Origin of the sequence: Paenibacillus hemerocallicola (assembly GCF_006265175.1) — a bacterium.
Classification (GTDB): Bacteria; Bacillota; Bacilli; order Paenibacillales; family NBRC-103111; genus Paenibacillus_AB; species Paenibacillus_AB hemerocallicola.
The window spans coordinates 19,734-33,689 of record NZ_VDCQ01000059.1 but is presented as its reverse complement, the minus strand read 5'-3'; the positions used below and the strand labels follow the sequence as shown (position 1 = coordinate 33,689).

Sequence of the window (13,956 nt, the reverse complement as noted above, 5' to 3'; positions counted from 1 at the left end):
CCAGTATGTCAGTGTATCTGTGTTTTTTTAAATTCCTGATAGTGTTTAGCCTTTTAACATCCTGCGTACCCAAACGATTCATTACGGTGCCCGCTTGATCCGCTCCAGTGGGTAACCATGCGCTTCCGGCAAACAAAGGGATGACAGAAAAAAGGATTTGAAGGACCCGGACGGAAAATGTAACGTACCCATATCTATTCAGGCGGAAAATTGGCATGGTATAGGGTGCTTGGGGTAACCACCGCGACGATCCGATTCATGTACATAATAACTGCATCGTACCGACTAGCAAGGCGAACAGGACTTTCTCAACCATGGCGGAAGAGATTCCGCAAAGAAGGGGCAACAAAATGGGAATTGCCTTTTTTGACTGCTACAAAATCGATCCGGCATCCGTCTTATAATCGAAAGGGGGGACGGCGGCAACATGGAGGAAGGCGCACAGGTACCCGAGCTGTTCCAGCGCTTGTTCCGGGAGCATTACCCCGGGGTGGCGCGGAAGCTCTACGCGTTGACCGGCGATTATGCGACGGCGGAGGATTTGGCCCAAGAGGTGTTCCTGCGGCTATACCGGAGCCCTCCGGACCGGCTGGAGGCCGTCGGCGCTTGGCTGCACCGGGTGCTGACCCGGGTCGGCTACGATTATTTGAGACATCGATCGTCTGGCAAGGCGTTATTGGAAAAGGAAACCGCCCGCGTGGCGGCTTGGTCGGAAGGCGCCACCCCTTCGGGAGAGACGGAGGTCATCCGCGAATGGGAAAAAGACGTGGTCCGCCGGGTGCTGCAGAAGCTCTCGGACCGGGACCGGACCGCCCTTCTGCTTCGGGAGGAAGGGTACAGCTACGAGGAGATTGCCCTCCGGCTGGAGGTCAACCCGAAGATTGTCGGCACGCTGCTGGCCCGGGCGGAGGAACGGCTGAAGAAAAAATACGGGCAGGAGGAGGAGCGGCAAGATGGCGGACGAAGCGAAGCGGACCGGCGGGGATCCGGTTTTTGATACGGACCGGGCTTGGGACCGGTTCGAGAGGCTGGCGGCCAGGGAGCCGGTTCCGGCGTTTTGGAGGCAGGCGGAAGAAGGTCTGCGTTCGGACGAAACAAGGAGCCAGGCACGATTGGATGGGAATCAAAATAATCACGAGAAGGATGGTGCGGTTGAGATGAAGCAGACGGAAACATCCCGGGTGACACAAGAATCTACGGTTGTCGGAGCAACAGGCACTCTAAGTGCGGTAAGGCATAACGAGGCGCACGGTGTCTGGCGGACGGAAAGACCGGTCAAGCGCAGGCTTCGGAGACTGACCGCCGGAGTTGCCGCAGCTGTCATCGTTATCGGCCTGTTCACCACCCCCCTGGGGGACCGGGCACTGGCCGCCATGCAGCAAACCTTCCGCATCCAGCATATGGTCGGAGTCGGGATCACGGCGGATGACATGGCGACCATCTCTAGCCTACTGGACCGCGGCTCGCCTGAGGGAGACCGGAGCTTCAACTTGGCCCAATACGGCACCTTGACCCAATCCGGCGGCGGGGAGACCCATACCATAACCTGGAGCGAAGCGGAAACACGGATGGACGCCAAGTTGCTCCGACTGGGGAACCCCACCGACCCCGCCTACCAGCCGGCTACCACGCTTACCTTCAAACTGAATGTGAATTCGGTCAACCGGCTGCTCACCCGTTTGGGCAGCACCACCACCCTGCCCGACGAAGCGGACGGCAAGGTTATCCGGCTGCACATCCCGGACGGCATTGCCACAGAAGGCACCTTGTCGGGAAAGCCGGTGCGGCTGCTCCAATTCGGCAAGCCGGAGCTGACCGTGGAGGACGGCATCGATGCGGCAACCGTCCGAGAGGCGGTACTGGGACTGCCCGTGCTGCCGGACAGCCTGCGGACCAAGCTGGCGGCCATCGGCGATTGGCAGAGCACCCTGCCGGTTCCGGCCCGGGACGGCGTGACCACCAGCCTCCGGCTGGGCGGACATGATGCGGTCATGACCGCGGACGGCAGGAATCGTTATCTGCTCTGGCTCGCCGGGGACCGAATGGGTCTGCTGAGCGGCGAGATGAAGGATTTCCCTACGGAATCCAACTTCCAGCGGGCCGCGGAGGAGCTTGTCCAGCCATGATGATGATCGACACGGAACAATTGACCAAAACCTACAACGGCCGCGGCGGCTGCCGCGGCATCACCCTGCAGGTGCCGGAGGGCTGCATCTTCGGACTGCTGGGACCCAACGGTGCCGGCAAAAGCACCTTCGTCAAAATGCTGGCCGGCCTCCACCGTCCCGACTCCGGGCGGGCCAACGTACTGGGGCAGCCCCTCGGCCTGCCGGAGGCACGGCGCAAGCTCGGGTATTTGCCCGAGCTGTTCCGCTTTCAGGATTGGCTGACCCCGGCGGAGGTGCTCCGCTTCCATGGTCAACTGGGAGGGCTGAGCCCGCAGGAAACACGGGCGCCCGCTTTCCGAATCCGGGTACGGGACACTTTGGAGCTGGTCGGCTTGTCCGAAGCCGCAGACCGTCGGGTCGGCGGCTTCTCCAAGGGAATGCAGCAGCGCCTCGGCCTGGCTGCCGCCCTGCTCCTGGATCCCGAGCTGATGATCCTGGACGAACCCGCATCGGCTCTGGACCCCGTCGGTCGCTACGAGATCCGCAGTCTGCTGAAGCGGCTCCGGGGCAGGGGCGTGACGATTTTCCTCAACACCCATCTGTTGGAGGATGTGGAGGAGCTGTGCGATGAAGCCGCGTTCCTGTACGGAGGAGAGCTGCTGGCGTCGGGTCCTCTGCACAAGCTGCTCAGCGGCACCGGTGATAGTGGGGACAGCGGTGTCGGCTGGCGCTTCCGGCTCGGCGGCTGGCTCCCGGAGACGTGGGCGGAGCTGAACGACGCGGTCGGCGGCTCTCTCTCCTCCCTGCTGCGCCTGGTCGAGGCCGACGAGAGCGGCAACGCCCTGTTGACCGCCCGCGTAACGGACCGGGAGCAGGCCGGCTACCTGTGTTCCCTGTTCTTCCGGAGCGGCCTGACGCTCTACGAATCCGGCCCCGAGCCGAACAGCCTGGAGGCCTGGTTCCTCCGGATGGCCGGGTCCCGCCAAGGAGGTGTCCCGCAATGACCATGTATATCTCCGCCACCTTCAAGGAACTGACCCGCAAGCGGGTGTTTCTGGTCACGCTAATTCTGACCTTCGTCTTTCTGGTCCTGTTCGCCTTCGGGGTCCGGGAGCTGTCCGGCATGGCCGGGCAAGACTCACCCGCCGAACGATTGCTGAACAGCATGGTGCTGATGGTGCTGGGACTTTTTTTCTCGCAATTCCTTGCGGCCTTCTTCGTGCTTTTCTCAGCTATGGGAACCGTCACGGGCGAGCAGGAGAACGGCCTGCTGCTGGCCGTCGCCGCCCGCCCCATCCCCCGTTGGAAGCTCTATCTGGCCAAATGGCTGGGCCACGCCGTCTGGATCGTCGTGTACAGCACAGCCCTGTTCGTTTCCGTGGTCTGGACCATCCACAGCCTGGCCGGACTTCCCGTACTGGCGGGGGACCTGCTGAGAGGCCTCGGGCTGTTTCTCTGGATGCCGCTCCTTCTCCTCACGCTGACCATGCTGGGCTCCGTTTATTTGCCGATGCTGGGGAACGGGATCTGCGCAGCCTTGCTATACGGGTTTGCCCTTTTCAACGGGCTGGTCGAAGGGGTATCGAGTTATGGAGGGACCAACCCCGCAGTGGAAAAATTCGTCCTTCTGACCGGGCTTCTCCTGCCCACGGACTCGGTCTACCGAAGAAGCCTCTACGAGGTTCTGGGGGGAGCGGATTGGGCCGGGTTGGCGACGGCTGACATGGGGCCTTTTACCATACCGAGTGTTCCTTCGAATGCCTTCCTCCTGTATACGGTGGGGTATGCGGCGGTTCTGCTCTTGCTGGGGTGCCGGGCGTTCAGCCGGAAGGATCTGTAGCGCTTGACCCTGCCGGTGGGCGATGCCATGGAGCAGTTGGGCCCAAACCGCGTCGTTCTCACGGAAGGGGTCGCGGACGAGCGGGATCATCATGCAGCAGGTATGCGGCACCAGCAAGGCAGCCGCACTGGACGGGGACATGTCCATGCTGGACGTACAGCACACGGAAATCCCCGCCACCAGTTGGCGAAGCTCGTGCCGCAGCTCGAACACCTCCGCCAGGGTGCCCTCGGACAAGCCTATATCGACGATGCCGGTCGGCCCGTATCGTCCGTTTATGAAACGACGCTGCCGACTATCGAAGGGCCGCTCCATGACGGATCCTATTACAGCTTCGTCGTCCCCTGGAATCCGGTTGACGGCGAAGGCCGGCCGGTCGGCCCGGGCCGTTATAAGGTTACGCTGGAGCGGCGGCCGGATACCGTCAGCTATACGGTGAGCGGAGGCGAAACCGTGACCGAACCGCTGCTGAACAATACGCGCACGCCCTCCGGCTTCACTTTTGAAATTGACTAAAAGCCGCACATGGAAAAACAGACCCGCTCCCTGCGCAGGTCTGTTGTAAAACAAGCATGAATCCTTGTAAAAGGCGGTCTGCGGGCCGGCTAGAATCAGTAGATATTTCAGGCATCCGAATGGACGTACTGCAAATTCGGAAGTCTTTCCAGCTCTAAAGGGAACGTTTCAAACTTGTTGCGGGCGATATGCCCAGATAGCCAACTCTGATCATTCAGATCTTAGATCTTTCTCTACGAGCATTCCCGAAGCCCGATAGTCCCTTAGCGTCAATGAAACATTGATATGAAAATGAAGATCAATGCCTCTTTCATTGAATTGTATCGTATAATTCACGCAGTACGGGGTTTCGATATATAACAAGATCAACTTCAACGTTGTGCTATCGTGCCATACGGCATGTGTGACAGCTTCTTGCCGGTGTATGGCCAAATCTTTCACAAACGTATCTTGTATATGTACCGGAAGTCGGAAGTCAAATTCGAGTACCCGATTCTCGCGCTCCTCGTAACAAAGCCGAACCTCCAACCGTTCCCCTTGACGAGCGAAATCGAGCCTGTGTAGCCTCTCCGGATTGTCCGCTAACCTGTAACAGCGACCGTCCAGATCCGGTAAGTCGCCCGGGATCGGGTGGGGTGCCGGGACCGGATACTCCATATCGGCAAAGCGTTGCCAGAGAGCGGCACTATCGGCTGTAAGTGATCGAGCGATATGGCTACGATCCAACTCATCGATTATATGCTCATAGATCAAATCGAGTAACGTCTGGCTCTGCCCCTTGCCGAAAGCCGCCGTTGCCACAATAACGATACGTGGTTCGGGCGCCACAAAGCAAAGCTGGCCGAATGAACCGCCGCCCCTGTAGCAGCCTCTGCGACCTAAATGAAATTGATAGCCGTAGCCTTGAGCAGAATCGATTTCGGTTGCTCCATGGCGGTTATCGCTTTGTTCTCGGGTAGCCATAGCCACATAAGCTTCGGAAACAACTGCTTTGCCTTCAACCTTGCCCTTGTCCAGCAGCAGCTGACCAATCTTGGCCACGTCCTCGGTTGTCAGACTCAATCCCATGCCTCCGGCGGCAATGCCCATCGGACAAGTTTCCCATACCGGGCGCTCGATTCCCAATGGTTTGAACAACCGGGGCATCAGGAAATCGACCAAATGTTGACCGGTCGCTTGCCGAATAATAGCCGACAGCATGTATGCGGCAGGCGTATTGTACGAATAATGACTCCCCGGCTCGCATTCCACTTCCATAGACAAAAAGGATCTTACCCAGTCCTTCTCCCCGGTTACGGCATTGTAAATATTGAAACGATGACCCGTGTTCATCGACAAAAGATGGTGGATCGTCATCTTCGACAAATTGTCCGATATTCTCTCAGGACATCGTTCAAGGAAAAAATTAATAACCTGATCGTCCAATTGCAAATATCCGTTATCCGCCGCTATGCCAACAGCTATTGAAGTGATGCTTTTGCTAAGGGAATACAACAATTGCGGGGAATCCGGCCGATAAGGTGCACGCCACATGCGCGCGGTTACTTGACCATCCTGAAGCAGCATAAAGCTATTCACCTGCAAATGTTTTTCTTCTATCCTGTCAAAAAACCGCGAAAGCGCCTTTGAAGGAAGACCGTGGTTCTCCGGGATATCGCTTTTTAATCGATTCAAACGTTCTCTACCTCTCTTTATATTGAAAATAAAGACTACGGTTTTCAAAGCTTCGGACAGGTTGTTTTGAGTTTCCTTGATCTAAGGGAACCTAAGTCGGCTCCGGTGCTTTCTTCAAAGACTTTCTGTATTGGATCGGCGTAACTCCGTATATATGCTTGAATTTGGAGCAGAAATACGGGACGTTGTTGAATCCCGTCTGGCCGGCGATCTCGGTCACCGGCATCGCCGACCCGCCCAACAGCTCGCAAGCCCGCTCCATACGCGCATTTGTCAAATATTCGATAAAAGAAACCTGCAACACCTCTTTAAACTGCTTGGATATATATTGGGGCGACAAGGACGCGAGCTCGGCCAGACGGTCGAGCGATACGTCTTCCTGCAAGTGGGAATCGATGTAAGACTTCAGCTTGTATATCGTTTCGTATTGGATGTTGTGAAGCAGATGCTGTTGAATGTGCAGGGCAATCTGGATGCTCTGGTCGCGGATGCCGTCGAGCGTCCGGGCGAACGTCTCCTTCTTCCTGTCGCGAAATAGCAAGGAGGAGGAAAACATGCTTTCTTGAGTATTCATGTCGATAATGACCTTCGACATCGTAACCGTCATCTGCAGAAGCGACAGCTCGATCGCTTCCAGAGGGTAACGGGAACCTTTCATGATTTTGCCGAATTCGTCGATAAATTGCTCCACGGCCTGTAGATTGCCCGCCCGCAGCGCTTGCTCGAAAGGCTCGTAATGGAGGGTCGGCATCTCCGTCCGCGAGCAAATCTCCTCGTAAGGAATAATACGGTCGATCTCTTCGATGAATACGTAGCCCAGCGCCTGCCGGGCCTGCTCATACGAAGCCGGAATCCCTTCCGCATGATCGCAAACGCTTCCAATACCGGCGGCGAATGCGGCCCCCTCCTCCCCCGCCTCCAACACGGCGGCCAAATGCTCATGAATGCGTCGACTTTCCCGCTCGCCGCCATCCAAGGCATAATAAAGAATGCAGAGCTCTCCCTCATGCTTGACGACCACTTTATGCGGGAAAGGGGACGGGATGTGACGAAATCTGGAACTCCAATGCTCCACGCTGCCGTTCTCGAGCCTCACCTTCGCTACCGCATACCTGGAACGGGCTTGCAAATATTCGGGAAGCTCGTTCGGCAGCAAATGCCCGCTGAGTAAAGCATGAAGCTTGTTTCCGTCCACCTGTCCGGTCAACTTCTTGATCGTCGCGTTCAGACCCGTCAGGACGTGATCCACCATTTTAAATTCATTGTGCGGGTGGCTCGGCATAGGACCGCTGTTCATTTCCCTCAGCCTGATCAGCATATGCCGCACGGGCTCGTAGGATTTCAAAGATATCGCATACGAGAGTACGATCCCGATGATCCATATGCCGATACAGACGAGAATGGCCTGCACGTACATGTCCTGCTGCGCTGGCGCAATAGCCGCGGCCGGCCGCACGGAAGCGAACATCCAATCCAGCCTGGGATCGGCGGCGGCGATGTAGCTGAAGTAAGTTCCGTCGGATTGCTTGCCGACCTTGGGACCGGACTCCATGTTTCTTTGAAAAGCCGCCAGCTGCCGCTCCGGCACATTGCTCGAACCGATGGCCCATTCGTCCCGGCTGCTGTACATGTACAGCTTCTCCGCCGGATCGCGCCGCAGCGCATCCAGAACGCCGCGAGCCTGGTCCGCCAACATATCGATGAAGACGTAGCCTTCAATATTGCCGCGATCCGCATGAAGAGGAAAGGTATGCGCATAAGTGAGCACCGTCTCCTCATAACCGTCGCCGTAAGAAACCGTATGCGGGAACCATCGCTGCAGAGGCATCGAGTCCAGATTCGCGATCAGCCCATATTTGGAAGAATGCTTCGACGCTTCATAGAAGGATTCCTGATCGACGATATAGCCCATTTTATTGAAATAAATCGATATGCCGTCGATTCCCTCGTTAGCTGTAACGGCAGATTTCAGATGGTTCACAAGGCGAAAGATTTGGATAGATTCGGACTATGATTGCCGTACAGCGAGTAGAGGACATCCTCCGGGCCATATGGATTGATCGTAGAAAGAACGTCGCCGATCAAAGCCGTTTTGTAGCTGTTGAGATACGTGCTCTCCATGTAGGTTCGCACCTCGTTCAACTGGGCGATGCCCGTCCGGGAGAAATTGTCGTCGATGGCCTGCAGCCCTCTATGGACAAGTATCGCTCCGCAAAAGCAGGAGATGACCAGCGTAATGGCGCTGAATGAAATGATCAGCCTCCGAAAATATACATTGCGAAGAGCGAGCCTGAAACCGAATGGCAACACCAACTACCTCCTGTTTCATACAGTGGGGACCAAGGGTCTGTTCATCTATGGTAGCACGCTTCCTCGCCGAAAGTAAGCGAATTAACGGCCTTGATTAAAGATGTGTAATAAATATTAACGATTTGAAATAGTTATCGCCGCCCAAATATTGAATACTGAAAGGGCAACACCATTCGAACGAAAAAGGGGAACGATACGCCATGTCGAAACGGATCAAAACGGGGACGGTACTTGCGCTCGCCGCGCTCGTCGGCGCGGGCGCGATACTGGGGGCTTGCAGCCGTACGGACGGGACAGATGAAAGGGGAAACGGCAAGACGACGGCAGAGCTCAAACCGAAAGAGCCGGTCGAGCTCGTCATTCAAAACCAGAACTTCGCCTGGGATAACGACTATTTCATGGAATACTACGGGAACGATATCGAGAGAAAGTTTCCGCACATCAAGCTGAAGCTGCTTATGCGCGGCAGCAAAATCGAAGACACCGTCATATCCGGCATGCCGCTGGACATTATTGCCGCGCCGCCCGCCTCGTTTAACGATACGATCGCCAAATTCGACCTGCAATACGATATTACGCCGTTAATCAAAAAGTACAAGTACGATACGAACCGGCTCGACCCGTCGGTCGTCGGACTGTCCAAGCAGATGGCCGGAGGAGGCATCTATGATATCCCGACCTCGATGAGCCCCGCCGCGCTCGTGTACAACAAAGATTTGTTCGATAAATTCGGGGTCGCTTACCCGAAGGACTGCATGAACTGGGACGAAGTATTCGAGCTGGCGAAAAAGATGACGCGCAACGAAGGCGGCGTGCAGTACCGCGGGCTTTTCGCCTCCGTCGGGCATTTGATCAACCGCAACCAGCTCTCTTTGAATCTGATTAACCCCGTTACGAAAAAGGCCGATTTTGAAAATGGAAAATGGAAGGGCTTTCTCGAAAACATGGCCCGATTTTATCAAATCCAGGGCTACGACATGAGCGACAAGATCGCTTCGCTTACACCGCAAAAGACGGAATGGGAGAAAGCCCAAACCGTCGCCATGTGGCTTCCCGTCAGCGGCGCCCATCTCATCCCGGATATGAAAAACTACGATTATGTGTCGTTCCCGATCTTCAAGGACTTCCCGGACGTAGGTCCGCAGTCTTATCCCGTACAATTTTACGTGACCGGCAAGAGCAAGCACAAGGACGACGCTTTTGAAGTGCTGGCTTACTTGACCTCGGACGAATTCCAGCTGAAGCAGTCCAAAAAAGGAGTGTTCACCGTCTTGAACAACGATTCGATCAAGGCGGCTTTCGGACAGGAAGGCTCCGACTACACGGGCAAAAACTTCAAGGCGTTGCTGCCGAAAATCCATGCGCCGAACATGATCGAGAGCAAATACAACACCGTGGCCAGCGCGGCGCTGACGACGGCTTTCTACGACTTCGTACTCGGCAAGAAGGATATCAACTCGGCCTTGCGGGAAGCGGCGGAGAAAACGAATAAACAGATCGAGGCGGATCAAATCGCGACGGGCGAGAAGAAGTAAACTCAAACTTACTCTAACGAAAGGTGGCGCAATCCTATGCCGATCCATTCTCGCTCCATCCGGACGATCGCCACGGCGGCCCTGATTCTCATCCTGTTCGCCGCTTTGTTTCCCGGAATACGGCGGACACGAACGCCACGTCCAGCTCAACTATAATATCAAAAACGTTTCGGGAGCCAACATCGCCACCCTGGTCAACGACGAGCGGCCGCTGGCCGAAGCGAGAAACGGTCGGATCGATATGCAGATTATGGAGGAAATCCTTGCCGTACTCAACAATCAGCAGGTCGGGAGCGTGCAGTTTATCGTAATCGTGGACGGCATGACCGCTTCCGAGGAATTGTTCCTCGACGATGCCGAGCTGTTCAACATCGTGCCTTGATTCGGGCAGGACGCGGAACAACAAGTCAGGGAAAAAGCGAGGTCCGCCAAAACAACTGGAAAACATGCAGGTAATTTAATAAAGAGTTGCCCTTTGTGGGGTAGTGAACTGGAAAATATACAGCTATTTTTACCCGTTCTCACCGATTTTCCGGTATATTAACGATTCTAATGCATGTTTTCCATCTATTTCAGTAAGATTCGCTATTTTCCTGAATTTTACTGCATGTTTTACAGTTATGTTCAGAAGTCATCGCCCTCGCTGTCATTCGATAGCCTTCTCGGGATACTTCGCGAGAGTTGTAGTTGTTCACCGGACTTTTAAGGTTTATATCGTTTCCAAGCTCTGTCCGGTAGCCCGGCTCTGTCCGGTAGCCCGGCTCTGTCCGGTATCCCGGCTGCGGCCGGGAAGACCGTCAACCTATGGAGGTGTCTGCAGTTGAAAGGAACAAAATCCGTCCGCCCCGGCAAATACCCGCTACTATGCGAGTTTGCCCCCGCTCTTCAAGTTCCGGAAGGAAAGCGGGTTCCATTCGGCTGGAAGTCGGTGGCGATCGACAGCTCCGCCCGCGGCAACCGTACCCGGCTCCGTTGGCCGCAGACGGCGAATATGCCCGGCTGTGCCGTAAGGCAAGCCTTCTTGCGGATTTGTACGGCATGCGATGTGCGCGAGGAGAAACGAATCGAGGTCACGCTGGCCGGCAGCGGGAAGCTTGTCGGCACGTTCGATATTCGTTACGCCTATGTACATCAGATCTTCGAAATTCCGATTCCCGGCGAGGACATGGACGCAATCATCAACGAAGGTCTGGACTTGCGGATGGCTGCCGGGGAGCAGCCGTTCTGGATGTTCTGCGATCCCGCTTCTAGTGAAATTCCGGATACGCTGCAGCCTCATGTGCTTCTGGTCGGTCAAAACGGCGGAAATGATGAAATAGGTGAAAACAGCGAGGATGACGAAAGCGGCAGAAGCGATCGTCTCGCCGAATTTTATGTGCAGCTGAAATCGTTCTCCTCCATTCAACCTTTTGGCTGGCTGGAAGGATGCGTGCTTGACGGTTTGTTCCAGCTGGATGCAGTCTGTCCCGACAATGGCTGGCTCGATGCGTTGCTCGGGCATCTGCGGCTGTATTTTCCCGCGGGAGATAAGCTGGTTATAGAAAATCACCTTAGCGATATTTCGGACGGCCGGTTTTATTCTCACGAATCGACACTGCCGCTCGCCCTTATAACCAGAGTATGGCCCGATCATCCGATTGTGGAGGACGCTATTTCATTCTGGCAGACGAATAAGCACGGAATGACGACGGAGGGCTGCTACACGGTGGGCTATCCGCTGGCGGTCATCGCCGGGCAGCGCGGACGAGCCGATCTGGCCGAGCTGTCCGTCCGCATCCTGCTGGAGCGCAAGGAGAACCTCGCCGCCGAGTGGGGCGTCTGGCAGCGGCAGTATATGTATCGCAATTGGGCGCGGGCTTGCGCCTGGTATACTTTGGGCTTTACGCGATCCGCGATCGCTTTGCGCGAGGCGAATATGGCGTTGGAGCAGCTGGAGACGGTAGAGCAAGAAATACGAAGAATGGCGCAGGTGATGATGCTGTCGCAGCGTCCGGACGGACTGTGGTCCTGCTTCATCGACGAGGAAGCTACGGGGCCGGACACCTCCGGCTCTGCCGGCATCGCCGCGGCGCTTGCGCTCGAAGCGCGGCACGGCATTTTGCCGGATACGGTCGGGGCCGAAGCTATGGCGGCGGCGGAGCGAGCCTTTCAAGCGTTGCGGCATTGCCTCACGCCCGACGGACTGCTGTCCGGCTCCGCGCAAAACAACCGGGGCGGCGAAGCGCTGCAGAAAAGCGGCTATCGCACGATCAGCCAAATGGCGATGGGGCTGATGGGACAGCTGGCGGCTGCGCTTCCTTGCCCAATATCGCAGCTGCAAGGAAAGTAAGAATCGAGCGGCTGGACCGCGACCGGATAAGAGCCGATTTCTCGGAAATCGGCTCTTTCGGTGTCCGCTTAACGGATTCTTATCGTCGAAACATAAAAACAAGGATTATCCGATGATGAGGGATAATCCTTGTCCGTACGAACACTATGTCTGATTAAACGAGCTTATTCTCCCGACTTCGATTCGCGACTGATCTCCGCCGCCAGCTGGCCCATCAGTCCCATCGCCATCTGGGAAATGACGCGATACCCCGATTTTTGCAATGCTTCGCCGCCCCGGTTGTTCTGCGCCACTCCGCCGAGCAAGCCATCTGGCGTCAAATAGGACTGCAGCCCCTCATACGCCCGATTCGCGGCTTTCATGGCGGCATCCGGCAAAATGCCGTGTCTGGCGCCGAGAGCGAGCGCCGCGGCCATGCCGGCCGAGCCGGACGTATCGATCTCCGTATGCGGTTCATGTACGAAGCAGAACCACAATCCGTCGCTATGCTGAAGTCCCAAGGCGTGAATGGCTACTCGCCGGACTTCCTCCTCCAAAGCATCCAAACCTTCGAGTTCATCGGCAAAAGTACGCAAATTCAGCAGCGACCTCGTTATTCCGAGCATGTACCAGGCATACGCGCGCGCCCAGTTGTAATAGCGGTCCGCATTCGAGCCCGGTCTATAGCATTGCCACAGACCGTCGGCCTCCGCCAATTGCTCCATGCGCTCTATCAGGATGCGAGTCGCTTGCCTGGCCAGCTCCGGGTCGCTGCGCAACCGCGCGATCACCGTCATCGGATACGCCATCGTGTAGCAGCCTTCCGCGGTGATCGCATGAGTTGTCGTCGACCAGTACCGGGTAGCTTTGTCGAGGATCGGATGATCCGGCCATACCTGCGCGATAATCGCGATCGGCAGTGTCGATTCGTCCAAATAAAACGCGCCGTCCGATATGTGGCCGAAATGATCTTCCATGACGAGCGTGTCTCCCTGCGGGAAGTACAGCTTCATATGATCGAGAAACGTCTCCAGCCAGCCTTGGCCCGGGTACGCTTGCTCCAATTGATACAGGCCGTCTACGACGCAGCCCTCCAGCCAGCCGAACGGTTGGATCGAAGCCGTCGATTTCAGCTCCTCATAGAAATAGCCGAGCTTGTCGCCGTTCTCCGCGACAAGGATATGCGGCTGCAGCGTGGCCGGAATCCCGCTCTGCCCGGATTCGCAAAACAACCATAACGGCACCTCGCCCTCCGTCATCCGAAGGCACAGTCCTTCTGCGGCAACCGCCGGCAGCAGCTCCGTCGGGAAGCAAATCTCGAAAATCTGCGTAACATAGCCATAGCGGATATCGAACGTACCGATCGCTTCCCCGCTCCGGGCAAGCCTCACCTCGATTTTTTTCTCCTCCCGAACGTCGCTTGCAACCGTTATCCGGAAATAAGCTTTGTCCGAGGAACTTGCGTACGGGAGCCCCTCCCATTCCAAGCGGGTAGCCCGTCCGCTGTCCGAACGGTCCACCGCAATCGTCTTCCAGCCGTAAGGAATACGGTGACCCGCCGGTACGGGCAATGCCGGGGCGTCCGTCCTGACGGCAATATGCTTTTTATTGGGTATGGTTTCCTTGTTGGTCATCGAATTCCCTCCGAACAAATTTCTGACTGTA

The 13,956-nt window shown here is 56.4% G+C and carries 12 protein-coding genes; 8 read left to right on the top strand and 4 right to left on the bottom strand.

Going from position 1 to position 13,956, the window contains the following annotated elements; all coding sequences use genetic code 11:
* The first annotated feature begins 427 nt into the window (after positions 1-427).
* The 5 genes from FE784_RS30665 to FE784_RS30645 are packed head-to-tail and all read left to right on the top strand — an operon-like array spanning position 428 to position 4,464.
* Positions 428-997, top strand: coding sequence for a sigma-70 family RNA polymerase sigma factor (locus tag FE784_RS30665; RefSeq protein ID WP_139606078.1), 570 nt, complete (start codon positions 428-430; stop codon positions 995-997).
* Positions 954-2,126 carry a hypothetical protein gene (locus FE784_RS30660; RefSeq protein WP_139606077.1) on the top strand — a complete coding sequence of 391 codons (1,173 nt, stop codon included), beginning with the start codon at positions 954-956 and terminating at the stop codon, positions 2,124-2,126. Before FE784_RS30665 ends, FE784_RS30660 begins: the two co-directional genes overlap by 44 nt.
* Complete coding sequence (locus FE784_RS30655; protein ID WP_139606076.1) at positions 2,123-3,112, top strand: ABC transporter ATP-binding protein; 990 nt, start codon at positions 2,123-2,125, stop codon at positions 3,110-3,112. Before FE784_RS30660 ends, FE784_RS30655 begins: the two co-directional genes overlap by 4 nt.
* Complete coding sequence (locus FE784_RS30650) at positions 3,109-3,948, top strand: ABC transporter permease subunit (RefSeq protein WP_139606075.1); 840 nt, start codon at positions 3,109-3,111, stop codon at positions 3,946-3,948. The genes FE784_RS30655 and FE784_RS30650 overlap by 4 nt, the downstream gene beginning before the upstream one ends.
* A gap of 3 nt (positions 3,949-3,951) precedes the next feature.
* The gene (locus FE784_RS30645; RefSeq protein WP_139606074.1) at positions 3,952-4,464 is read left to right on the top strand and encodes a hypothetical protein; all 513 of its coding nucleotides are present in this window, start codon (positions 3,952-3,954) and stop codon (positions 4,462-4,464) included.
* A gap of 210 nt (positions 4,465-4,674) precedes the next feature.
* On the opposite strand, the gene FE784_RS30640 is transcribed toward FE784_RS30645, so the two are convergent.
* From FE784_RS30640 to FE784_RS30630, 3 genes are all read right to left on the bottom strand, one after another.
* Complete coding sequence (locus FE784_RS30640) at positions 4,675-6,138, bottom strand: serine hydrolase domain-containing protein (protein ID WP_246132267.1); 1,464 nt, start codon at positions 6,136-6,138, stop codon at positions 4,675-4,677.
* A gap of 91 nt (positions 6,139-6,229) precedes the next feature.
* Entirely contained in the window at positions 6,230-8,119 is a 1,890-nt protein-coding gene (locus FE784_RS30635) for a helix-turn-helix domain-containing protein (protein ID WP_139606073.1), read from the bottom strand.
* Positions 8,116-8,448: a hypothetical protein gene (locus FE784_RS30630; RefSeq protein ID WP_139606072.1), complete on the bottom strand. Its 333-nt coding sequence runs from the start codon at positions 8,446-8,448 to the stop codon at positions 8,116-8,118. The genes FE784_RS30635 and FE784_RS30630 overlap by 4 nt, the downstream gene beginning before the upstream one ends.
* A gap of 200 nt (positions 8,449-8,648) precedes the next feature.
* Between FE784_RS30630 and FE784_RS30625 the strand changes: the two genes are divergently transcribed.
* The 3 genes from FE784_RS30625 to FE784_RS30620 all read left to right on the top strand — a co-directional run bounded on the left by FE784_RS30625 (position 8,649) and on the right by FE784_RS30620 (position 12,312).
* On the top strand, positions 8,649-9,983 hold the full coding sequence (locus tag FE784_RS30625) for an ABC transporter substrate-binding protein (RefSeq protein ID WP_139606071.1): 1,335 nt from the start codon (positions 8,649-8,651) through the stop codon (positions 9,981-9,983).
* A 241-nt stretch (positions 9,984-10,224) separates the two neighbouring features.
* On the top strand, positions 10,225-10,365 hold the full coding sequence (locus FE784_RS41215) for a hypothetical protein (protein WP_176706644.1): 141 nt from the start codon (positions 10,225-10,227) through the stop codon (positions 10,363-10,365).
* Positions 10,366-10,803: 438 nt separating this feature from the next.
* Positions 10,804-12,312 (top strand): glycoside hydrolase family 88 protein, encoded by a 1,509-nt coding sequence (locus FE784_RS30620; RefSeq protein ID WP_139606070.1) that lies wholly within the window; start codon positions 10,804-10,806, stop codon positions 12,310-12,312.
* A gap of 164 nt (positions 12,313-12,476) precedes the next feature.
* On the opposite strand, the gene FE784_RS30615 is transcribed toward FE784_RS30620, so the two are convergent.
* Complete coding sequence (locus FE784_RS30615) at positions 12,477-13,925, bottom strand: glycoside hydrolase family 88 protein (RefSeq protein WP_139606069.1); 1,449 nt, start codon at positions 13,923-13,925, stop codon at positions 12,477-12,479.
* Positions 13,926-13,956 lie beyond the last annotated feature (31 nt).

What these genes read in the sequence shown, in the direction of transcription:
- FE784_RS30665 (WP_139606078.1), top strand. Translation starts at nt 428, where the DNA reads ATGGAGGAAGGCGCACAGGTACCCGAGCTGTTCCAGCGCTTGTTCCGG.
- FE784_RS30615 (WP_139606069.1), bottom strand. Translation starts at nt 13,925, where the DNA reads ATGACCAACAAGGAAACCATACCCAATAAAAAGCATATTGCCGTCAGG.
- FE784_RS30625 (WP_139606071.1), top strand. Translation starts at nt 8,649, where the DNA reads ATGTCGAAACGGATCAAAACGGGGACGGTACTTGCGCTCGCCGCGCTC.
- FE784_RS30660 (WP_139606077.1), top strand. Translation starts at nt 954, where the DNA reads ATGGCGGACGAAGCGAAGCGGACCGGCGGGGATCCGGTTTTTGATACG.
- FE784_RS30650 (WP_139606075.1), top strand. Translation starts at nt 3,109, where the DNA reads ATGACCATGTATATCTCCGCCACCTTCAAGGAACTGACCCGCAAGCGG.
- FE784_RS30655 (WP_139606076.1), top strand. Translation starts at nt 2,123, where the DNA reads ATGATGATGATCGACACGGAACAATTGACCAAAACCTACAACGGCCGC.
- FE784_RS41215 (WP_176706644.1), top strand. Translation starts at nt 10,225, where the DNA reads ATGCAGATTATGGAGGAAATCCTTGCCGTACTCAACAATCAGCAGGTC.